The organism is Cellulosimicrobium composti (assembly GCF_010287905.1).
Taxonomy (GTDB): Bacteria; Actinomycetota; Actinomycetes; order Actinomycetales; family Cellulomonadaceae; genus Cellulosimicrobium; species Cellulosimicrobium composti.
Genome location: NZ_JAAFAN010000005.1, coordinates 1 through 20513, shown reverse-complemented (window position 1 = coordinate 20513; position 20513 = coordinate 1). Strand labels below are relative to the sequence as shown.

At 76.3% G+C, this 20513-nt stretch carries 21 protein-coding genes and 1 riboswitch; of the genes, 2 read left to right on the top strand and 19 right to left on the bottom strand.

The window, feature by feature from the left end; all coding sequences use genetic code 11:
- Positions 1-166 precede the first annotated feature (166 nt).
- Genes GYH36_RS20205 through clsA form a run of 4 tightly spaced genes read right to left on the bottom strand, consistent with a single transcriptional unit; the run spans position 167 to position 3493 of the window.
- Positions 167-1576 (bottom strand): DUF881 domain-containing protein, encoded by a 1410-nt coding sequence (locus GYH36_RS20205; RefSeq protein ID WP_162288971.1) that lies wholly within the window; start codon positions 1574-1576, stop codon positions 167-169.
- Positions 1577-1578: 2 nt separating this feature from the next.
- Complete coding sequence (locus GYH36_RS02205; protein WP_024839669.1) at positions 1579-1911, bottom strand: small basic family protein; 333 nt, start codon at positions 1909-1911, stop codon at positions 1579-1581.
- Positions 1908-2870: a DUF881 domain-containing protein gene (locus GYH36_RS02200; protein WP_024839668.1), complete on the bottom strand. Its 963-nt coding sequence runs from the start codon at positions 2868-2870 to the stop codon at positions 1908-1910. Before GYH36_RS02200 ends, GYH36_RS02205 begins: the two co-directional genes overlap by 4 nt.
- Positions 2867-3493 carry a cardiolipin synthase ClsA gene (gene clsA, locus GYH36_RS02195; RefSeq protein WP_024839667.1) on the bottom strand — a complete coding sequence of 209 codons (627 nt, stop codon included), beginning with the start codon at positions 3491-3493 and terminating at the stop codon, positions 2867-2869. The genes GYH36_RS02200 and clsA overlap by 4 nt, the downstream gene beginning before the upstream one ends.
- Positions 3494-3902: 409 nt before the next feature.
- Here clsA and GYH36_RS02190 point away from each other — a divergent pair, with 409 nt between their 5' ends.
- On the top strand, positions 3903-5801 hold the full coding sequence (locus GYH36_RS02190; protein WP_024839666.1) for a DEAD/DEAH box helicase: 1899 nt from the start codon (positions 3903-3905) through the stop codon (positions 5799-5801).
- Between the two features lie 130 nt (positions 5802-5931).
- On the opposite strand, the gene GYH36_RS02185 is transcribed toward GYH36_RS02190, so the two are convergent.
- The 8 genes from GYH36_RS02185 to rpe all read right to left on the bottom strand — a co-directional run bounded on the left by GYH36_RS02185 (position 5932) and on the right by rpe (position 12529).
- On the bottom strand, positions 5932-6420 hold the full coding sequence (locus GYH36_RS02185; RefSeq protein ID WP_081772210.1) for a PH domain-containing protein: 489 nt from the start codon (positions 6418-6420) through the stop codon (positions 5932-5934).
- Positions 6421-6472: 52 nt separating this feature from the next.
- Positions 6473-7327: an ATP phosphoribosyltransferase gene (gene hisG / locus GYH36_RS02180; RefSeq protein WP_024839664.1), complete on the bottom strand. Its 855-nt coding sequence runs from the start codon at positions 7325-7327 to the stop codon at positions 6473-6475.
- A 103-nt stretch (positions 7328-7430) separates the two neighbouring features.
- Entirely contained in the window at positions 7431-7694 is a 264-nt protein-coding gene (locus GYH36_RS02175) for a phosphoribosyl-ATP diphosphatase (RefSeq protein ID WP_024839663.1), read from the bottom strand.
- A gap of 74 nt (positions 7695-7768) precedes the next feature.
- A complete protein-coding gene (gene ribH / locus GYH36_RS02170) occupies positions 7769-8236 on the bottom strand; it encodes a 6,7-dimethyl-8-ribityllumazine synthase (protein ID WP_162288970.1) in 468 nt (155 codons plus the stop codon).
- A complete protein-coding gene (ribB, locus tag GYH36_RS02165) occupies positions 8233-9624 on the bottom strand; it encodes a 3,4-dihydroxy-2-butanone-4-phosphate synthase (RefSeq protein ID WP_312028467.1) in 1392 nt (463 codons plus the stop codon). Before ribB ends, ribH begins: the two co-directional genes overlap by 4 nt.
- Positions 9621-10244, bottom strand: a complete 624-nt coding sequence (locus GYH36_RS02160; RefSeq protein ID WP_162288969.1) for a riboflavin synthase — start codon at positions 10242-10244, stop codon at positions 9621-9623. Before GYH36_RS02160 ends, ribB begins: the two co-directional genes overlap by 4 nt.
- The gene (gene ribD / locus GYH36_RS02155) at positions 10244-11368 is read right to left on the bottom strand and encodes a bifunctional diaminohydroxyphosphoribosylaminopyrimidine deaminase/5-amino-6-(5-phosphoribosylamino)uracil reductase RibD (RefSeq protein ID WP_024839659.1); all 1125 of its coding nucleotides are present in this window, start codon (positions 11366-11368) and stop codon (positions 10244-10246) included. The genes GYH36_RS02160 and ribD overlap by 1 nt, the downstream gene beginning before the upstream one ends.
- A 159-nt stretch (positions 11369-11527) precedes the next feature.
- Positions 11528-11651: riboswitch (FMN riboswitch) on the bottom strand.
- Between the two features lie 212 nt (positions 11652-11863).
- Complete coding sequence (gene rpe, locus GYH36_RS02150) at positions 11864-12529, bottom strand: ribulose-phosphate 3-epimerase (RefSeq protein WP_024839658.1); 666 nt, start codon at positions 12527-12529, stop codon at positions 11864-11866.
- A 53-nt stretch (positions 12530-12582) separates the two neighbouring features.
- Between rpe and GYH36_RS02145 the strand changes: the two genes are divergently transcribed.
- Entirely contained in the window at positions 12583-13164 is a 582-nt protein-coding gene (locus GYH36_RS02145; RefSeq protein ID WP_162288968.1) for a GNAT family N-acetyltransferase, read from the top strand.
- Between the two features lie 77 nt (positions 13165-13241).
- Here the strand turns inward: GYH36_RS02145 and GYH36_RS02140 are convergent, their stop codons facing one another.
- The 7 genes from GYH36_RS02140 to GYH36_RS02110 form a co-directional block, all read right to left on the bottom strand.
- Positions 13242-14528 carry a type II toxin-antitoxin system HipA family toxin gene (locus tag GYH36_RS02140; RefSeq protein ID WP_162288967.1) on the bottom strand — a complete coding sequence of 429 codons (1287 nt, stop codon included), beginning with the start codon at positions 14526-14528 and terminating at the stop codon, positions 13242-13244.
- Positions 14525-14752, bottom strand: coding sequence for a helix-turn-helix domain-containing protein (locus GYH36_RS02135; protein ID WP_162288966.1), 228 nt, complete (start codon positions 14750-14752; stop codon positions 14525-14527). The genes GYH36_RS02140 and GYH36_RS02135 overlap by 4 nt, the downstream gene beginning before the upstream one ends.
- Before the next feature lie 123 nt (positions 14753-14875).
- Entirely contained in the window at positions 14876-16579 is a 1704-nt protein-coding gene (locus tag GYH36_RS02130) for an RsmB/NOP family class I SAM-dependent RNA methyltransferase (protein WP_162288965.1), read from the bottom strand.
- Positions 16576-17529, bottom strand: coding sequence for a methionyl-tRNA formyltransferase (gene fmt / locus GYH36_RS02125; protein WP_162288964.1), 954 nt, complete (start codon positions 17527-17529; stop codon positions 16576-16578). Before fmt ends, GYH36_RS02130 begins: the two co-directional genes overlap by 4 nt.
- Before the next feature lie 63 nt (positions 17530-17592).
- A complete protein-coding gene (locus tag GYH36_RS02120) occupies positions 17593-18024 on the bottom strand; it encodes a hypothetical protein (protein ID WP_024839652.1) in 432 nt (143 codons plus the stop codon).
- Complete coding sequence (locus tag GYH36_RS02115) at positions 18021-18671, bottom strand: HAD family hydrolase (protein ID WP_162288963.1); 651 nt, start codon at positions 18669-18671, stop codon at positions 18021-18023. Before GYH36_RS02115 ends, GYH36_RS02120 begins: the two co-directional genes overlap by 4 nt.
- On the bottom strand, positions 18668-20374 hold the full coding sequence (locus GYH36_RS02110) for a primosomal protein N' (protein ID WP_312028466.1): 1707 nt from the start codon (positions 20372-20374) through the stop codon (positions 18668-18670). Before GYH36_RS02110 ends, GYH36_RS02115 begins: the two co-directional genes overlap by 4 nt.
- Positions 20375-20513: the final 139 nt, after the last annotated feature.

Here is a 20513-nt window from a genome sequence, read left to right as displayed (position 1 = left end):
CGGGGCTCACGCACGTCGTGCTCGACCTCGGAAATCCCGCACCGGAGGGCACCGGCCCTCGTGCGGGGAATCGTGCTCGAAAACTACTACACCCGCAGGTCACACGGTGCACGCGACCCGCAGTCGTCCCAACCTACCCCGGCCCACGGGCTGCGTGAAGCCGCGGTCACTCGTCGGCCGGGACGGGGGTCGCGTACTCGGGCGCACGGGGCTCGACGGTCGCGCCGACCTCGACCCGGTCCTCCTGCGTGACCGTGGTGCGCGCGCCGTCGGCACGCAGCGACGCCATGGCGCCACCCGGGATCTCGAGCGCGGTCTCGAGCGTCGACGGGTCGCCGATCACCGACCACCGGTACGGGGACTCGATCGTCTGCCCGTCGACGACGACGCCGTCCGCCGAGTCCTCGAAGTAGCTGCTCGCGACGAGCCGGACCCCGTTGACCTCCATGGCCTCCGCGCCGGCGTTGCGCAGCTCCTCGAGCACGTTGAAGAGCGCGAACGCGTCGAGCGCCTCGGGACCCTCGACGACGTCGATCGTCACCCCCGGCCCCTCGGCGGGCAGGCGCCCCGACAGGATCCCGAGCGTCTGCGCCTGCTCCTCCGCGAGCTCGAGCGCCGCGCGCTCGCGGCCGGAGCCGGACTGCAGCTCGTCGCGCGTCGCCTCGAGCGACGACACCTGGTCCTCGAGCTCGCCCGAGCGCTGCGTCACGTCGTCGAGCAGTCGCACGAGGTCGCTCTGGCGCAGCGAGGACAGCTGGTCCTCCTGCGTCTGGCTCACCTGGACGACGAGCGCGAACCCGAGCAGCGCGCACAGCACGCCGACGACGATCTGCGACCGGGACGCGCGGGGCCGCAGCGCGCTGCCGAGGCCGCGCAGGCCGCGGGGCTCGGGCCTGCTGGGCGTGCCGTGCCGCCCGACCGCGCCGATCGCGCCCGTCGTGGTCGGCGGCTCCGGTTGGCCCGGTGTCGTCGCGGCTCCGGGCGCCGCGGTCGCGTCGCCGGGCTCGTCCGCGTCCGCGGCCTGCCGAGCGTCGGAAGGGTCCGTGGCGGCGTCGTCGTGCGTCGCGTGGTCGTCGACCGCGGTGCCGGGGTCGTCGTCCTCGGTGGCGGTGTCCACGTTTGCGGTGTGCACGTCCGCGGTGTCCACGTCTGCAGCGTCCGCGTCTGCAGCGTCCGGTGCGGACGCGACCGCCCCGCCGTCCTCGCCCGTGTCCTCGTCGTCCGGGTCCGTCGGCGCCGGCTCCTGCGCCGGTGCGGGAGCGTCCGGCTCGGTGGCGGCCGTCCCCACGGCGTCAGCAGCCTCGTCGGCCGGCTCGGTCGCGGCGTCGGCAGCTTCGCGCGCGTCGTCGGGCGCGGAGCCGTCGGCCGGGACGTCCTCGTCAGGGGCCGGGGCGTCGTCCGAGGACGTCTCGGCGACGGGCGTGTCGGTGGTGCGGCCGTCGTCGGTCCGTCCCGCGTCGGCCGTGGCGTCGGTGGGGGCGGGCGGGCCGGTCTCGGCCACGTCGGGGTCGACGGCGGCCGGGGTCTGGTCCTGGGGCGTGTCGGCGCCGGTCCGGTCGCGGGGGTCGGGGCTCACGCTCACGCCTTGAAGATGTGGCGCCGGATCGCGGCGGCGTTGGAGAAGATGCGGATGCCGAGCACGACGACGACCGCCGTGGACAGCTGGCTCCCGACGCCGAGCTGGTCGCCGAGGAACACGATGAGCGCGGCCACGACGACGTTCGACAGGAACGACACGAGGAAGACCTTGTCGTCGAACAGGCCGTCGAGCCGGGCGCGCAGACCGCCGAACAGGGCGTCGAGCGCGGCGACGACGGCGATCGGCAGGTAGGGCTGCAGCGACACGGGCACGGTGGGTTGCAGGACGAGCCCCGCGACGATGCCCACCACCAGTCCGACTGCTGCGATCATTCGACGATCTCCTGCCCTGTCTCGTGCGCGTCCGGGCCCGCCCCGGACCCGTCGGTCGTGGTGCCGTCGGTGGTCCCGGCGGGTGCGTCGGAGTCTACGGTCGCGTCCGGCGGCTGCGCGAAGAACAGCGTCGGGGCGGAGCGGCCCGGCAGGTCGATGCGGCTCTGCGTGGTCACGCTCGACCGGATGCCGTACTGGGTGCCGAGCAGCTGCAGGAAGTCGGACGTGCCGGAGCGCAGGAGCGAGGTGCGCAGCGCGTCGGGGTCGCCGACGGCCTCGACCCGGTAGGGGCCGACGAGCGGCTGGAGGTCGACGAGCACGGCGTCGCCGGCGCTGCGGATCGCGGACAGCCCGGTGAGGCGCTGGTCGTTGATGGCGACGGCCTCGGCGCCCCCGGCCCAGAGCGCGTTGACGACGCGCTGCAGGTCGGAGTCGTGCACGAGCGAGCTGGCGTCGACGTCGTCGGACGACAGGCCGCCGCTCGTGTCGTCGAGCGTGACGACGACGCCCTCCCCCTCGACGGCCTGCGTGCCGGTGAGCGCGCCCTCCGCCTGCAGGCCCTGCAGCACGTCGGCGCTCGCGCCGGTGAGCGCCTCGCCCTGCAGCTGCTCGATCTCCGCGGAGAGCGCCGCGCCCCGCGCGGACAGCTCCTCGGCGACGCCCTGCCGGGTGAGGATCTCCTGCTCGAGCGTCTCGCGGGCGGCGATCACCCCGGGCTGCGGGGCGCGCAGCTGCACGGCGGCGGCCGTCGTCACGAGCCCGAGCACGACCGCGAGGGCGACGAGACCGACCGCGCCGGCCCGGCCGCGCGGCGGCGCTCCCCCGGCGGCGCGGCGCGCGGCCGCGTCGGCGTACCCGGGGTCGAGCGGGCGGAACATGACCTCGTTGAGCAGCGTCATGGACGCGTCGACCGGTGCCCGGCGCACGCCCGGTCGCTGCTCGGGTCGCTGCGGGGTCACGGCGCCTCCTCCGTCGCGGGGCCCGCGTCCTCGCCCCGGCGGGACGCGGCGCGGTCGCTGATCACGAGGGCCCGGGTCTGCAGCACGTACTGCGCGCCCGCGAGCCAGTACAGGCCGACGCCCCACCACGTGAACGCCCACGCGGTGACGGCGGCGACGTCGCCGACCCAGCCCGGCATCTCCGCGAGCAGCAGCAGCGGGAACGCGTACAGCAGCGCGAACGTCCCCGCCTTGCCGGCGAAGCTCACCGGGAGCGGGCCGTACCCGTGGTGGGCGAGGAGCGGCATGAGGCCGGCGAGCAGCACGTCGCGCGCGACGATGACGACGACGAGCCACACGGGCACGACGTCGCGCCACGCGAGGCCGAGGAGGGTGACGAGGATGAAGAGGCGGTCCGCGGCGGGGTCGAGCGCCTGACCGAGGCGGCTCACCTGGTCCAGGCGCCGCGCGAGCACGCCGTCGAGCCAGTCCGACGCCCCGGACACGGCGAGCACGACCAGCGCCCACACGTCGTGGCCGTTCACGATGAGCACCGCGAACACCGGCACGAGGAGCAGCCGCACGAGGCTGATGACGTTCGGGACGGTCAGGACGCGGGAGCTGACCTGCTGCCCTGCTGCCACACCCACCGCCCCGAGCTCACGTCGCGCCGCCGCGGCGACCTGCCGCGCGCGACCATCCTACGTACGGGCCCACCGGCCCCCGCCCCTCATTTCCCGGCGCGGCGCCCGGGACGGGGGAAATCACCCGCTTCGCTCGACACCTCCCTGCCGGGGCGACGCCCGGGCGCGGGTCGCGGTGAGGGACGTCACCCGGGCCTCGCCCCCGAGCGCCGCGCGCGCTCCGGTAGGATGGGTGGCACCTCTGGAGTTCGTCGCTCGTCCCGCGTGTGTCCGTGAGAGTGGCCGTCCCCGTCCGATCGTTCGATCGACGCGGTGCCCGGCCTGGTGTGTTCGGGAGTGCGACCTGCGAGAACCGACCCGGTGACCGCACGCCACTCCACACCCCGAAACGAACGGTCCTCACCCCTTCATGACTGCTGACGTCGTCGCGCCCACGCACGCCCTCGACCACTCCACCACCCCCGACACCCGCCCGGAGCCCGCCGCCCCGACCGGCCCCGTGTTCGCCGACCTCGGCCTGCCCGCGCCGCTCGAGCGCGCCGTCGCCGACCTCGGGTTCGTCACCCCGTCCGCGATCCAGGCCGAGGCCATCCCCGCGCTCCTCGCGGGCCGCGACATCACCGGCGTCGCCCAGACCGGCACCGGCAAGACCGCCGCGTTCGGCCTCCCGCTGCTCGCCGCGATCGACCCCGCGCAGCGCCGCGTCCAGGCCGTCGTCCTCACCCCGACCCGCGAGCTCGCGATGCAGGTCGCCGACGCCGTCGAGTCCTTCGCGACGCACCTGCCCAAGGTCGACGTCGTCGCCGTCTACGGCGGCTCCCCCTACCAGCCGCAGCAGCGGGCGCTCGCGGCCGGCGCGCAGGTCGTCGTCGGCACGCCCGGGCGCGTCATCGACCACATCGAGCGCGGCACCCTCGTGCTCGACGACGTGCGCTTCCTCGTGCTCGACGAGGCCGACGAGATGCTGCGCATGGGCTTCGCGGAGGACGTCGACACGATCTTCTCCCGCGCCCCGCGCGAGCGTCAGGTCGCCCTGTTCTCCGCGACGATGCCCGGCCCGATCCGCCGCGTCGCGAACGAGCACCTCACCGACCCGGTCGAGATCGCGGTCGCCCGCCAGTCCTCCACGGTGACGAGCGTGCGCCAGACGTACGCCGTCGTGCCGTTCCGCCACAAGACCGGCTCGCTCGTGCGCGTCCTCGCCACGTCCGACGCCGAGGCCGCGATCGTGTTCACCCGCACGCGCGGCGCCGCGGAGGAGGTCGGGTCCGCCCTCGTCGAGCGCGGCATCTCCGCCGCGACCATCTCGGGCGACGTCGCGCAGAAGGAGCGCGAGAAGATCGTCGAGCGCCTGCGCTCCGGCGCGCTCGACGTCCTCGTCGCGACCGACGTCGCCGCGCGCGGCCTCGACGTCGACCGCATCGGCCTCGTCGTGAACTTCGACCTGCCGGGCGAGCCCGAGGCGTACGTGCACCGCATCGGCCGCACCGGCCGCGCGGGACGCACCGGCGAGGCCCTGAGCTTCGTCACCCCGCACGAGCGCGGGCGCCTGCGCGCCATCGAGCGCACCACGCGCACCCCGCTCGAGGAGGTCGAGATCCCCTCCCCCGCGGACGTGTCCGCGCACAAGGTCCGCACCCTCCTCGGCCAGGTGCCCGCGCGCCGCGAGGCCGGCCGCCTGTCCATGTACGCCGACATGATCCGCACGTTCCTCGCCGAGCACGACGTCGACCCGGTCGACCTCGCCGCGGCCATGGCGGCGCTCGCGGTCGGGGACGACGGGCCGCGCGCCCGCGAGGAGCAGGAGCGGTTCGAGGCGGAGCGCGCCGCGGCGCGCGAGCAGGCGAAGGCGCGTCGCACGGAGCGCACGGGCGAGCGCCCGTCGCGCGGCGACCGTGCGTCGGGCCGGCGCGAGGGTGACGGGACGCGCGGCATCCGTCGCGACGCCGTCGGCACGCGCTACCGCCTGTCGGTCGGGCACAAGGACGGCGTGATGCCCGGCGGCATCGTCGGCGCCCTGACGAACGAGGCCGGCCTGGCCGGGTCGGACGTCGGCAAGATCGACATCTTCCCGTCGTTCTCCCTCGTGGACATCACCGCGCCGCTCGACGCCGACACGATGGACCGCATCTCGCGCGCCCGGGTCGCCGGGAAGGCGCTGCGCATCCGCGTCGACGAGGGCGCGCCCGCGTCCCGCGGCCCGCGTGCCGGGCACGGCCCGTCGGGTCGTCGTGACGAGCGGCGCGACCGCTTCGACCGCGCCGACGACCGCGGGGAGCGCAAGCCCCGCCACCGCGCGTCGTACTGACGGCCCCGGGCGACACCGTCGCCGCGAACGAGGACGGCCCCCGCACCCAGGTGGATGCGGGGGCCGTCCTCGTCGTGGTGGGATCGCCGTCCCCGGCGCCCGGTTCCGGAGCCCGCGCGGGCCGGGCGCGTCAGGGACGTTCGGGCGCCTCGCCGTGCGCCTGCACGAGCGCGGCGAGGCGCCGCGCCTCCGCCTCCCCGCGGGCACCGTCCGCCCGCTGGATGCCCATGACCGCCAGGGTCGACCCGTCCGCGAGGTCCAGGCGCACCCACGCGTCACCGGAGCCGAACCGCACCGACACGACCTGCGCCCACGCGAGCCGCCGCGTGTAGATGACGTTGCGCACCCGCAGCCCCTCGCGCGTCGGGACGGCGTGCACGCCGCCGAGCCGCCACAGCAGCCACGCCGCGAACAGCGCGAACGCCGCCAGGGACAACCGGTTCACCCACGACGTGCCGAGCGGGCCCGTCGCGGACACGCCCACCAGGACGCACCCGCCGACCACCACGACGCCCGTCGCCCACGCCGACACCAGCCCGAACCTCGGGCGGAACGTGCGGTACGGGTCGTCGTCGCGGTCACCCGGCAGGCCGGGGTCGGGGAACGGGTCGGTGCTCATGCCGCCACCGTCTCACACCCCCGCGCACCACGCGGCGGGCCGTCGCCCGTGGTCAGAGGCGCGACGCGTGGATCCGCGTCACGAGGATCGCGCGCGCCCCCACCTCGTACAGGGCGTCCATCACCTGGTTCGTGCGGTCCCGGCGCACCATCGCGCGCACCGCCGCCCAGTCCCGGTCGTGCAGCGGCGACACCGTCGGCGACTCCAGGCCCGGCGTGATCGCCACCGCCCGCTCCACCAGCGCCACCGGCACGTCGTAGTCCATGAGCACGTACTCGTGCGCCGTCAGCACCCCCTGCAGGCGACGGCTCAGCACCTCCACGCCCGCCGGCACGTCCTCCTCCGCGACCGCGCGCGGACGGATCAGCACCGCCTCCGACACGAGGATCGGGTCACCGAACACCTCCAGGCCCGCACCCCGCAACGTCGTGCCCGTCGACACCACGTCCGCGACGACGTCCGCCACCCCGAGCTGCACCGCCGACTCCACCGCACCGTCCAGGTGCACGACCGTCGCCTCCACGCCGTGCGCCCGCAGGTGCCCCTCCACGAGCACCTCGTACGACGTCGCGACCCGCAGCCCCTGCACCTGCTCCAACGACGTGATCGTCCCCGCCGGCGCCGCGTACCGGAACGTCGACCCCCCGAACCCGAGCTGCATGTGCTCCACCGCGTCCGCACCCGAGTCCAGCAGCAGGTCACGACCCGTGATGCCCACGTCCACCGTGCCCGACCCCACGTACACCGCGATGTCGCGCGGACGCAGGAAGAAGAACTCGACGTCGTTGTCCGGGTCGGCCAGCACCAGCTCGCGCGAGTCACGACGCTGGCGGTACCCCGCCTCGCGCAGCATCTCGACGGCGGGCTCGGACAGGGACCCCTTGTTGGGGACGGCGATACGCAGCATGACAGGACCTTCGCTTCAGGGGATCAGGGGAGACGGGGGCAGGGACGAGCAGGAACGAGCGGCGCTCGCGGCCGGGCGCACGTCGCGCGCCGGCGCGGGCCGCTCACAGATGCTCGTACACGTCCTGCAGGCTCAGACCCTTCGCCAGCATGAGGACCTGCAGGTGGTACAGGAGCTGCGAGATCTCCTCCGCCGTCTTCACGTCGCCCTCGTACTCGGCGGCCATCCACACCTCGGCGGCCTCCTCGACCACCTTCTTCCCGATCGCGTGCACGCCGGCGTCCAGCTCCGCGACCGTGCCGGAACCGGCAGGTCGCGTCGTGGCCTTCTCGGACAGCTCCGCGAACAGGGACTCGAACGTCTTCACACGTCCCAGGGTATCCGCCACCCGGACGAGGCCGGGGCGCGGTCCGCCCAGCGGGCACGCCCCGACCACCCCCGTCACAGGCCCCGCAACGCCACCACCGTCGCGACCGCGGCCTCCGCCGCCTCCGCGCCCTTGTCCTCGCGCGACCCCTCCAGGCCCGCACGGTCCAGCGCCTGCTGCTCGTCGTCGCACGTCAGCACCCCGAACCCCACCGGCACACCCGTGCGCACGCTCACCTCCGTCAGGCCCGACGTCGCCGCCTGGCACACGTACTCGAAGTGCGGCGTCCCCCCACGGATCACCACCCCCAGCGCCACCACCGCGTCCGCCCCGTGCTCCACCGCCCGCGCCGCCGCCACCGGCAGCTCGAACGACCCCGGCACCCGCACCTCCGTCACGTGCGACGCGTTCGCCGCCGCCAGGGCGCGCCGCGCCCCCGCCAGCAACCCGTCCATCACCTGCGTGTGCCAGCTCGCCGCGACCACGGTCACCCGCAGCCCCGTCCCGTTCACGCTGATCGTCGGCGCACCCGCCCCGCTCATCCCTCGTCCTCCTCCGACTCGTCCGCACGAACCCCGTCCGGGACCCGCACCGTGTCCAGCAGATGACCCATCGCCACCTTCTTCGTCACCAGGTACGCCCGGTTGAACTCCCCGTGACCCACCTCGATCCGCTCCGTCCCCGCCACGTCGATGCCCGAGGCCACGAGCCCCGTCACCTTCGCCGGGTTGTTCGTCAGCAACCGCACCCGCGACAGGCCCAGGTCCGCCAGGATCGCCGCCGCCGCCCCGTACTCCCGACGATCCACCGGCCACCCCAGCTCCAGGTTCGCCTGCACCGTGTCCAGACCCGCGTCCTGCAGCTCGTACGCGCCGATCTTCGCCAGCAGCCCGATCCCGCGCCCCTCATGCCCCCGCAGGTACACCACCGCGCCACCCTCCGCCGCGACCCGCTCCATCGCCGCCCGCAGCTGCGGACCGCAGTCGCACCGCAACGACCCGAACGCATCACCCGTCAGGCACTCCGAGTGCACCCGCACCACCGGCACGACCTCCCGCCCGACGGCGCTCGCGGACTCCGTGCCCGCCTCACCCAGATCCGCGGCACCGGGAGGGGGGACCGCCGGCACCAGGGCCACGTGCTCCGCCCCCGTACGCAGGTCCCGGTACCCGATCACCCGGAACCGGCCGTGCGCCGTCGGCAGGTCCGCCTCCGCCGTCCGGTGCACCCGCCGCGCCAGACCCTCCCGGTCCGCCGCCACCGGCACGTCCACCGGCACCGGGTCGTGCACCAGCCGCCACGCCACCAGGTCCGCGATCGTCAGCAGCACCAGACCGTCCCGCTCCGCCAACGCCGCCGCGTCCTGCAGACGCATCATCGTGCCGTCGTCGTGCACCAGCTCCGCGATCCCCCCGACCTCGCCCGCACCCGCCAGCCGCACCAGGTCCACCGCCGCCTCCGTGTGCCCCGCACGATGCAGCACACCCCCCGGCACCGCCCGCAACGGCAGCACGTGACCCGGCCGGATCAGGTCCACCGGACCCGACGCCGGGTCCGCCAGCACCCGCAACGTCCGCGCCCGGTCCTCCGCCGAGATCCCCGTCGTCACCCCCGTCGCCGCATCCACCGTCACCGTGTACGCCGTCCGCCGCGGGTCCTGGCTGTGCGGCACCATCAACGGCAGCTCCAACGCATCAGCCCGCGCCGCCGGCATCGGCGCGCACAGGTACCCCGACGAGTGCCGGATCGTCCACGCCACCCACTCCGCCGACACTCCCTGCGCCGCGAACACCACGTCCGCCTCGTTCTCCCGGTCCGGGGAGTCCGCCACCAGCACCGGACGACCCGCCCGGATCTCCGCCAGCGCCTCCTCCACCGTGCCCAGCCGCACACCCGGCACCGCGGCGCTCGCGGACGGCTCGCGCGTCACGACGCCCTCCCCGCCACCACGCCCGACACGAGCAGGCGCTCCACGTACTTCGCGAGCACGTCCACCTCCAGGTTCACCCGGTCCCCCGGGGTCAGCCCGCCGAGGATCGTCGCCTCCAGCGTCGTCGGGATGAGCGAGACGCCGAACGTCTCGTCGTCCACGTGCGTCACCGTGAGCGAGACGCCGCTCACCGCGATCGAGCCCTTCTCCGCGACGTACCGCGTCAGGCCCTCCGGCGCCGAGAACACCAGGTCGTCCCAGCGCTCCCCCGGCGACCGGCTCACGAGCGCGCCCACTCCGTCCACGTGCCCCTGCACCACGTGACCGCCCAGCCGCGCGTCCGCCCGCACCGCACGCTCCAGGTTCACCGGCGAACCCGCCACCAGGTCCCCCAGCGCCGTGCGCCGCAACGACTCCGGCATGACGTCCGCCGTGAACGACCCGTCGCCACCCAGGCTCGTCACCGTCAGGCACACCCCGTTCACCGCGATCGAGTCACCCAGACCCGCGTCCGACGTCGCGAGCGGCCCCTCGACCGTCAGCACCGCGTCCCGCCCCGCACCGTCCGGGAACTCGATCCCCCGGACCCTCCCGATCTCCTCCACGATCCCCGTGAACATCAGCCGACCCGTCCTTCCACGCTCTTCCTCGACACCACCAGCGCGTCGTCCCCGACGCGCCGCACCTCGACCGTGCGGAACCGGTGCGCGTCGGCGATCGTCGCCACGCCCAGCCCGCCCACCACGCGCCGCCCGCCCCCCAGCAGCACCGGCGCCACGTACGCGTGCAGCTCGTCCACCGCCCCCGCGGCGAGGAACGCCGTCGCGAGCGTCGGACCGCCCTCCACGAGCACGTGCCGCACCTCCCGCTCCGCGAGCCGCCCCAGCACCTGCGAGACGTCGCGCGACAGCACGTGCAGCAGCTCGCCCCCCGGCCCCCGCACCCGCGCCGTCGGAGGGATGCCGCGCAACCCCACGACCACCCGCAACGGCTGGTGCTCCGCGAGAGCCTCGGCGCTCGCGGCACCGTGCGCCCGGACGCGCGCGGTGAGGGCCGGGTCGTCCGCGAGGAGCGTGCCCGTGCCGACCGCGATCGCGTCGACCTCGGCACGCACGCGGTGCGCGTGCTCGCGCGCCGCGGTCCCGGTGATCCACCGGCTCGTCCCGTCCTGCGCCGCGACGTACCCGTCGAGGGTCGTCGCGGTCTTGAGCGTCACGTACGGCGTGCCGCGACGCACCGCGGTCAGCCACACCCGCAGGAGCTCCTCGCCCTCGGCGGCGCGCAGGCCCCGCACGACGCGGACCCCGGCGGCGCGCAGGCGGTGGGCGCCACCGGTCGCGGCGGGGTTCGGGTCGTCGACGGCGTGGACGACCTCGGCCACCCCCGCGGCGACGAGCGCGTCGGCGCACGGCGGCGTGCGTCCCGTGTGCGCGCACGGCTCGAGCGTCACGACGGCGGTCGCGCCCGTGACGTCGATCCCGCGGGCGCGCGCGTCCGCGAGGGCGGCCGCCTCCGCGTGCGGCGTGCCCGCGCCCTGGTGGTAGCCCTCGGCGAGCACCGCGCGGGGGTGTGGGTCGAGGGAGTCCGGGGAGGCGCCGTCGGGCAGACCCGTGCCGTGCGGTGCGGGTGCGAGGAGCACGCAGCCGACGCGCGGGTTCGGCCCGTGCGCGGGCCCTCGGGCCGCGAGCTCGAGCGCGCGCGACATCGCGGCGTCGATCGTCAGGGTGCGGGGGTGCTCGCCCATCGTCCTCCTCCCGGGCACGGGTGCTCCGGGGTGAGGGCGGGCGGCGTGCCGGGCGCTCGTGCGGCCCGACGGCGTCGCTCACCACGGCGAGGCCGTCGCCTCGGGGCCGGGTGCCACGGCGGGTCGCCGGAGCACCACGCCCGGGGCGTGGCCGCGCCGCACGTGCTTCCTCCCATCCGGACTGTCACCGTCGGTCCTGGAGTTCCACCAGGTCAACCGCGCGTGGGCGCGGGTCGCGGACTGTCACCGCCGGCTCGGAATTGCACCGACCCCGGAGCACGTTCGTGCGTACTGCTGCTTCCAACGGAGCATGCTACTCGCGCATTCCCCCGCGTCCCGCCGGTCCACCGGTCGGACGCGCGTGAACGACCCCGCACCTCCCTGCCGGGTGGTGAGGTGTCCGCGGCGGTGGGACGGGTGAGGCGTGCGCTTGGCACACTATTTTTTAGAAGGAGACGAAAGGGGCCCACGTCGCCGTGGGCCCCTCCTGTCAGGTCAGTGGGCGTGCGCGGCGTCCGCCAGCGCGCGCAGCGCCTCGATCTCGCCCGGGACGCTCTCGGCGCCGTAGACCGCCGAGCCGGCGACGAAGACGTTCGCCCCCGCGTCCGCGGCCCGCTCGATCGTCGAGCGCGACACTCCCCCGTCGACCTGGATCCAGACGTCGAGCCCCGATGCGCTCACCGCCTCGCGGGCACGGCGGATCTTCGGCAGGGTGCCCTCGATGAACGACTGGCCCCCGAACCCGGGCTCGACCGTCATGACGAGGATCATGTCGACCTCCGCCAGGAGGTCCAGGAAGGGCTCCACGGGCGTCGCAGGGCGCAGCGCGAGCCCCGCCCGGGCTCCGAGGCGCCGCAGCTCGCGGGCGAGCCGCACCGGGGCCGCAGCGGCCTCGGCGTGGAACGTCACGGACGCCGCGCCGGCCTCCGCGTACGCGGGCGCCCAGCGGTCCGGGTCCTCGATCATGAGGTGCGCGTCGATCGGGACGGGCGACACCTGGGCGAGGCGCTCGAACACCGGCAGCCCGAGCGTGAGGTTCGGCACGAAGTGGTTGTCCATGACGTCGACGTGCGCGTAGTCGGCGGTCGAGATCGCGTTCAGGTCGCGCTCGAGGTTCGCGAAGTCGGCGGACAGGATGCTCGGTGCGATGAGGGCTGCCATGGCCCACAGCCTAGGGCGCCGGTCCCCGCGACGCGGCGCCCTAGGCTCCTGCCGTGAGCACCCTCCCCTCCCCCGCCGGTCCCGTCCCGCCCCCGTCCGGACGGCCGGGCGTCACGGTGCGCCCCGCCACCCGGGGCGACCTCGCGCGCGTCGCCGAGATCGCCGCCCCGTTCGTCCGCGACACGTGCGTGACGTTCGAGGAGGAGGTCTGGGACGTCGCGGCGTGGGAGCGCAAGCTCGAGGACGTCACGGGCCGCGGGATGCCGTTCCTCGTCGCGGAGGTCGGCGGCCCCGCGGGCCCGGACGGCCGCGGCACCCCGGTCGTCGTGGGGTACGCCTACGCGGCGCCGTGGCGTCCGAAGCCCGCCTACCGGCACACCGCCGAGGACACGATCTACCTCGACCCCGCGTACGCCGGTCGCGGCGTCGGCACCGCCCTCCTGGGCGCGCTCCTCGACGCGTGCGCGCGAGCCGGGGTCCGCCAGGTGGTGTCCGTCGTCGCCGACGTCCCCGAGGCCGCAGGGTCGCTCCCCCTGCACCGCCGGTTCGGCTTCGCCGAGGCCGGCCGCCTCACCGCCGTCGGCTTCAAGCACGGCCGGTGGGTCGACACGATCCTGCTCCAGCACTCCCTCTGAGCGCCGAGCATGCCCCTACCGGCCGTCCGGTGCCAGAGACGGGCGACGACCGCATGGTCGTCGTGACCGGGCGCCGCTCAGGCGACGAGGCCGCGGCGGAGGTCGGCGGTGCGCTGCTCGACCGTGCGCCACGCGTGGCGGCTCACGCCCGGGTGGGCGTCGCGGTCGACGTCCGCGAGCGCCGCGAGGAGGGCGTCGAGGGTCTGGGCGACGGCGCGCTGGGCGCGGCGTCGGGGCAGTCCCCAGGTGGTGCCCTCGGTGACGAGGTGGTCGGCGGTGAGGCGGTCCATGTCGCGTTCGCCGGCGACGTCCATGGCGAAGACGCGGGAGGCGTGGTCGTGGTGGAGGTGCATGGCGACGTCGTAGGCGGGGGCGAGGCGGACGGTGCCGTCGGCGTGGCGGAGGATCGAGATGTTCTTGGCGTGGGCGTCGGTGTTGCCGATGGCGAGGTTGAAGGTCGTGAGGGCGAGGAGGGGGTCGGGTCGGGTGCCGTCGTCGCGGAGGGTGCGGGCGATGGCGGCGAGGGAGGGGAGGCGGCGTCCGTGCTGGAACTTGCGTTCGGGGTCGCGGGTGTTGATGCCGAGGGCTTGTGCGGTGTCCTCCTGGTGGAGGCGTGCGGTGCCGCCGGGTGCGGTGGGGTCGGGGATGCGGTCGTAGCGGGTGACGACGATGGCGCGTTCGCCGTCGAGCTCGGTGACGTGGGCGTCGATGGTGGTGAGTCCGGTGCGGCGGGCGAGGTCGAGGGCGGCGGCTTCGGTGTTGACGAGGTCGGCGGTGGGTGAGTCGGAGGGTCGGGCGACCTTGAGGATGTGGGTGGTGGGGGCGGTGCCGTGGGGTCGGGCCCAGCCGTGCTCGTCGTGGAGGAGGGTGATCTTGGGTTCCATGCCGGGCAGGGAGCTGGTGAGGTGGTCGGTGCGTCCTTCTCCTCCGCTGCGGGCGACGGCGGCGCGCAGGAGGCGGGCGACGGCGGCGTCGTCGAGGCGTTCGGGTGTGCCGGGGGTGGGGAGGGGCTGGCCTTCGGGTGCGAGGAGGACGGCGCCCGCGGTGTCGTGGCCGTAGTGGACGAGGAAGGCGAGGGCGTCGTCGGGGTCGATGCCGGCGTCGATGGCCATGGCGTCGCGGGTGCGGCCTTCGGGGAGGAGGCCGTCGAGCCAGGCGGCGACGCGGGCGGGGTGGGGTCCGGGTTCGTCGGGTGGGGTGATGGGGAGCAGGTGGGAGAGGACGCGGGCGTCGTGTCCCCAGCGGTCGAGGGCGTCGGTGGTCCAGGTGAGGGTGACGCGGGGGGTGTTGTCGGTGGTGCGCGTGCTGGCGGGTGCGAGGGTGGCGACGGGGGTGTCGTAGAGCCAGGCGGTGACGGTGGTCATGGGCGCTCCTGGAGCCGCAGGTCGACGTCGAGGGCGTCGAGGAGCTCGAAGAGCCGTTGGACCCAGAGGTTCTCGACGCCGTTCTCGAGCTCGGAGAGGTACTGGCGGGTGATGCCGAGCTCGTCGGCGACCTGGGCCTGGGTGAGTCCGCGGGCGCGGCGGACGCGGCCGAGGTAGGCGCCGAGGTCGCGGGGGCTGCGAGGGGTCGTCCAGGTGTCGGCCATGGGTTCTCCTGGGGTCGGGTGTCCCTGTCTCCGCGGCGTGTCAGGTTTCTCCGACACGGCACGGTGTCAGGTTACTCCGACACCATGCCGTTGTCGAGATATGACGACATGACTGGGGCGTCGTCAGCCGTCCTTGCGGCGCACGAGCGTGAGGTGCATCGCGTCGGTGCCGTGGACGTGCGGCCAGAGCTGGACGTCCAGGCGGTCGCCGAGCTCGATCGCGTCGCGCGCCTCGGGGCGCACGACGTCGCGGACGACCGCCGGTGCGTCGAGCAGCTCGACGTCGTCGCGGCGGCGCAGCACGTCGGCGACGACGACCTGGGTCTCGGCGAGGTGGGGCGAGCACGTGACGTAGCCGACCACTCCCCCGGGCCGGACGGCGTCCAGGGCCGAGTCGAGGAGCTCGCGCTGGAGCCCGGTGAGGGTCGCGAGGTCGGCGGGGGTGCGCCGCCAGCGGGACTCGGGACGACGGCGCAGCGCACCGAGGCCGGTGCAGGGAGCGTCGAGGAGCACGCGGTCGTAGGCGCCCGGCTCGTCCTGCCCGACGGCGCGGCCGTCGCCCGTGCGGACGGCCTCCACGGCGTCGGCCGGGACGGCGGCGAGCGCCTTCTCCACGAGGCGTGCGCGGTGCGGCTGGACCTCGTTGGCGACGAGCCGGGCCCCCCGCTCGGCCGCGAGCGCCGCGAGGAGCGCTGCCTTGCCCCCGGGGCCGGCGCACAGGTCGAGCCAGCGCGCGTCGGGACCGGTCAGCGGTGCGGCGGCGAGGGCGAGGGCGACGAGCTGGCTGCCCTCGTCCTGGACGCCGGCGCGGCCGTCGCGCACGGCGCCGAACGCGGCGGGGTCGCCCCCCTCGAGGCGCAGCGCGGTGGGTGCCCAGCGCGAGGGCGTGACGCGGTCGTCGCCGTCGGCCAGCTCGTCGGGGTCGGCGAGGCCGGGGCGGGCGACGAGCGTGACGCGGGGGGCGTCGTTGTCGGCGGCGAGGAGCGCGTCGAGCTCGGCGACGGGGCGTCCGTTGCCGGCGAGCGCGTCGCGCAGGGCGCGGGCGATCCAGACGGGGTGGCTCTGGGTGGCCGCGAGCGCCGCGAGGTCGTCGGGGGCGTCGTCGGCGAGGGTGGTGAGCCAGTCGTCGAGGGGGGTGCGCGCGACGCGGCGCAGGACGGCGTTGACGAGCTGGGCGCTGCCGGCGCCGGTGCGCTCCCTGGCCAGGCCGACGGTCTCGGACACGGCGGCGTGCTGGGGCACGCGCATGCCCAGGAGCTGGTGCGCGCCGAGCCGCAGGACGTCGAGCACGGGCGGGTCGAGGCGGTCGAGGGGCCGGTCGAGGCACAGCGCGAGGGCGGCGTCGTAGCGACCGCGCAGGCGCAGGGTGCCGTAGGCGAGCTCGGTGGCGAACCCGGCGTCGCGGCCGCGGATGCCGCGCTCGCGCAGCAGCGGGGGCAGGACGAGGTTGGCGTAGGCGTCGGAGCCGTCGACCTGACGCAGGACGTCGAACGCGACGGCGCGGGCCGGGTCGGTGCCCTTGCGCCGCTGGGACGGCGCGTTCGAGCTGCGGGACGTCTCGCCGCGGGAGCGCGCGGCGCCGCGCTGGCGGCCTCGGGCGTCGCGGCGCTCGTCGGCACGGCGGTCCTGGCCACCGTCCGACCTGTTCGAACGGGCGTTCGAGCCATCGCGCCCCGTCTCTCCGCGCGCGTTCGAACGCGCGTTCGACTCGCGGTCGTCCCGTGCGGATCCGCCCGCCCGGCCGCTCGAACGTGCGTTCGATCCCCTGGTCGACGGCCGGCGGTCCGCGGCGTCGCGGTCGCGGTCCGGGGGCGTGCCGCCGCTCATCGGGCGACCTCCGTGCCGAGCACGAGGTCCTCGGGGAGGCGGGCCCCGCGCGCCCAGTCGGCGGCCGGCATCTGCTTCTTGCCCACGGGCGCGACGTCCCCGAGCCGGACGGCGTGCGTCGCGGTGCCGACGAGCACCTCCTTCTTCCCGGCGCGCACCTGCCCGGGGGCGAGGTCCGTGACGTCGGGGCGCGGCGTCACCGGGCCGAGCCCGAGGCGGACGGGCGCGCCGTCCGGACCGGGGACCGTGGTCCACGAGCCCGGTGCGGGGGTGCAGCCGCGCACGAGACGGTCGACCGCGAGCGCCGGGTGGTCCCAGCGCACCTCCGCGTCGGCGGGCGTGAGCTTCGCGGCGTGGGAGACGCCGTCGGCGGGCTGGGGCTGCGGGCGCAGCGTCCCGTCCTCGAGCGCGTCGAGCGTCGCGACGAGCAGGCCCGCGCCGGACACGGCGAGGCGGCCGAGGAGGTCACCGGCGGTGTCGCGGGGGCGGATGGTCTCGGTCGTCGTGCCGAGCGTGGGGCCGGAGTCAAGGCCCTCTTCGATGAGGAACGTCGTGGCACCGGTGACCTCGTCGCCGGCGATGATCGCGCGCTGCACGGGGGCCGCGCCGCGCCAGGCGGGCAGGACGGAGAAGTGCAGGTTCACCCACCCGTGCCGGGGCACCGCGAGGACGTCGGGTCGCAGGATCTCCCCGTACGCGACGACGGGTGCCGCGTCGACCTCGAGGGCGGCGAGGCGCGCGAGGAAGTCCTCCCCGCGCGGGCGGTCGGTGATGACCGGGATCCCGGCCTCCTCGGCGCGCACGCGCACCGGGCTCGGGGTCAGGCGCCGGCCGCGGCCCGACGGGGCGTCGGCGCGCGTGAGCACGGCGACCACGTCGTGGCGGGAGTCGAGGAGGGCGTCGAGGGACGGGACCGCGGTATCCGGGGTCCCCGCGAACAGCAGGCGCATGGGCCCGAGTCTAGGTGGCGTCGCGCGGCCGTCCCGCGGCGGCCCGGGTCCCCGGCCATCACCTCAGCCGGGGTCCGGTGCCTCCGTGTGCCCGGGGCCGTCCACGGTCCGCGTGCCGAGCGGCGCGCCCAGCGGCACCTCGACGGTGCGCGCGGTCGCGACGTCCGGGCACGCCGACCCGGCGTCGGTCGCGCGCACGTCGACCCGCACCGTGATCGTCACCGCGTCGTCGCTCTCGACGACGTCGACGCCCTGGTACGTCTCGCAGCGGGCCCGGTGCTCGACCACGATCGGCACCGCGCTCGCCCCCGGGTCCGCGTCGGGCGCGACGTGCCACCGAGCGGTCCCGGTCGTCTCCTGGCCGCCGCACGCTGTGAGCGTCGCAGCAGCCAGCAGGGCCGCGAGCGCCGCGAACGGGCTGGACGAGCGTGCTCCCTGCGCGGCGGGAGGCCCGCCACGACGACCCCTGCGCGGCCGGCGGACGCCGGGGGTCACGGTCCGACGGCGACCCCGAGGTCGCGCAGCGCGGCGCGCAGGCCCGCGGTGCCCTCGAACAGGTGGGTGCGCAGGCCGAGCCGCGCCGCGGCGTCGACGTTGGCCGGGCTGTCGTCGGTGAACAGCGTGCGCGCCGGGTCGAGCCCGAACCGGTCGATCGCGAGCGCGAAGATCGCCGGGTCCGGTTTGGCGAGTCCCTCGCGGCCGGAGACGAGGACGTCCCGCATGAGGGTCGTCGCGGGCGCGGCGGGCGCGGCGTGGGGGTAGAGCTCGGCCGACCAGTTCGTCAGCCCGTACAGCCGCAGGCCGAGGTCGTGCAGCTCGCGCACGAGCTCGGCCGAGCCCTCGACCGGGCCGGTGAGCGTCGCGGGGAACTGCTCGACGTACCGGTCCAGGAGCGCCACGTGGTGCGGGTGCGACGCCGCGACCCGGGCCCGCGCGTCGGCCCACGTCGCGCCCGCGTCGCGCTCGTGGTTGAGCACGAGGAAGTCGACGTCGGCGAAGAACGCGTCCACGTCGCGGCGGTCCAGGCCCGCGAACGCGCCGTACGGGTCCCAGCCGACGAGCACGTTGCCGAAGTCGTACAGCACCGCGTCGACCGCGGGCTCGGGGGCGCCCTCGGGCGCGGGGACGGGGCGGTGGCTCACAGGATCTCCTTCGGGTCGAGCTCCACCCGCACGCTACCCGGCTCGCGCCGCGCGGACCGGACGGCGAGCGACGCGGCGAGCTCGCGCGCGAGGCGCCGACCGTCGCGCACCGGCACGCGCACGACGGCGCGCACGGGCGGGGCGTCGACCATCGCCGGGGCCGGCCCGTCGCCCTCGCCGCGACCGCGCGCCGGCGCGGGCACCTCGACGGGTCCCAGCACGGTGTCCGGCCCCGCGAGCCCGACCCGCCCCAGGACCGCCGCGACCGCGGGCCGGTCCCCCGTCACCGCCGCGACCCGCACCGCCGGGGGCAGCGCGAGCTCGGCCCGCTCGTCGAGCTCACGGTCGGCGAGGAGCGCCGGGTCCCAGCGCACGAGCGCGTTCGTCGGCGCGGGCGCGGCGTCGCCCACGAGCAGCACCTGCCCGCCCGTGGTCGCGGGCCGCACGAGCGCCGCGGCCGCGAGCCACCGGGCGAGCGCGTCCTGGGCCACGTCGAGGCCCACGTGCGCGGTGCTCACCGCCGCGTCGAGCAGGAGCGCGGCCGCGTACCCGCCCTCGGCGACCGGCTCGGCACCCGGTGTCGCCACGACGAGCGCGGGCCGCGACGACACCGCGCCCAGCACGCCGCCCGCCGCCCCGGCGCCCGACACCTGCACCGGCACCCCCGCGAACGCGCGCCCCAGCTCCTCCGCCGTGCGCTGCGACCCCACCCGCACCGACCGCAGGCCCGTCCAGTGGCACTCCGCGCACGACCACCCGCCCGCGAGCGCCCCGCACCACGCGCACTGCGGGGTCGCCTGCGGGCCGGACAGCGCGAGCGGGCCGTGGCACACCGTGCAGCGCGCGGGGGTGCGGCACCGCGCGCACGCGACGACGGGCACGTACCCGGACCGCGGCACCTGCACCAGCACCGGCCCCTGCGCGCGCGCGGCGCGCGCCGCGCGCCACGCCGCCGTGGGGATGCGCGCCGCCGCGCCCGGGCCCTCCGCCGCGAGCTCGACCGACGTCAGCGCCCGCACCCGGGGCGCGCGGGCGCGCACGACGTCGCGCGGCGCGGCGAGGTCGTGCGCCCAGCCGCGCGCCACGAGGGCGTGCGCCGCGACCGTGCGCCCGTGCGAGCCGAGGAGGAACGCCGCCCCCTCCAGCTCGCTGCGCAGCGCGAGCACCTCGCGCGCGTGCGGGTAGGGCGCGCGCGGCTCGGCGAGCGTGTCCTCGCCGTCGTTCCAGCACACCACGAGGCCGAGGTCGACGACGGGCGCGAACGCGGCCGCGCGCGTCCCCACGACCACGCGCGCGCTGCCGTGCAGCACCGCGAGGAACGCGCGGTACCGGGGGGCGGGGCCCTCGTCCGCGGTGAGGCGCACGACCTCGCCGCCCGTCGCGGCGTCCCACGCGGGCAGCCCGGCCGCCGCGAGCGCCGCGCACACCTGGTCGACGTCGCGCGCGTCCGGCACGACGACGAGCGCCCCCCGCCCGCCGGACCTCGCCGCACGGACCGCCTCGGCGACCGCCGCCGCCCAGTGCGTCACGGGCGGCGCGTCCGGGGCGGGGCGGGCGCGGGCCGTCGTGCGCTCCGGTGTCGTGCCGGGTGCGGGCGGGCGCGGGGTCGCGAGGCCGGGCAGCGCCGTCCACACGGCGCGCGGCGCGCCCCCGCCCGCGACGTGGGCGAGGAACGCGGCGCCGGCGCGGTACGGGGCCCACACGGAGCCCGCGTCGACGCCCGGCGCCCCCGGGGGCGCCCCCCCCCCCCCCCCCGCGCGCGGGGCCCCCCCCCCCCCCCCCCCCCCCCCCGGCCCCCGCCCCGACGCCCTCCCGCGAAAGAGACCGTCATGACCACCCGCA

Excerpts from the sequence above, each read along its gene's own strand:
- GYH36_RS02205 (WP_024839669.1), bottom strand. The coding sequence starts at position 1,911 with ATGATCGCAGCAGTCGGACTGGTGGTGGGCATCGTCGCGGGGCTCGTC.
- GYH36_RS02190 (WP_024839666.1), top strand. The coding sequence starts at position 3,903 with ATGACTGCTGACGTCGTCGCGCCCACGCACGCCCTCGACCACTCCACC.
- GYH36_RS02185 (WP_081772210.1), bottom strand. The coding sequence starts at position 6,420 with ATGAGCACCGACCCGTTCCCCGACCCCGGCCTGCCGGGTGACCGCGAC.
- hisG (WP_024839664.1), bottom strand. The coding sequence starts at position 7,327 with ATGCTGCGTATCGCCGTCCCCAACAAGGGGTCCCTGTCCGAGCCCGCC.
- ribH (WP_162288970.1), bottom strand. The coding sequence starts at position 8,236 with ATGAGCGGGGCGGGTGCGCCGACGATCAGCGTGAACGGGACGGGGCTG.
- GYH36_RS02160 (WP_162288969.1), bottom strand. The coding sequence starts at position 10,244 with ATGTTCACGGGGATCGTGGAGGAGATCGGGAGGGTCCGGGGGATCGAG.
- ribD (WP_024839659.1), bottom strand. The coding sequence starts at position 11,368 with ATGGGCGAGCACCCCCGCACCCTGACGATCGACGCCGCGATGTCGCGC.
- rpe (WP_024839658.1), bottom strand. The coding sequence starts at position 12,529 with ATGGCAGCCCTCATCGCACCGAGCATCCTGTCCGCCGACTTCGCGAAC.
- GYH36_RS02140 (WP_162288967.1), bottom strand. The coding sequence starts at position 14,528 with ATGACCACCGTCACCGCCTGGCTCTACGACACCCCCGTCGCCACCCTC.
- GYH36_RS02135 (WP_162288966.1), bottom strand. The coding sequence starts at position 14,752 with ATGGCCGACACCTGGACGACCCCTCGCAGCCCCCGCGACCTCGGCGCC.
- GYH36_RS02130 (WP_162288965.1), bottom strand. The coding sequence starts at position 16,579 with ATGAGCGGCGGCACGCCCCCGGACCGCGACCGCGACGCCGCGGACCGC.
- fmt (WP_162288964.1), bottom strand. The coding sequence starts at position 17,529 with ATGCGCCTGCTGTTCGCGGGGACCCCGGATACCGCGGTCCCGTCCCTC.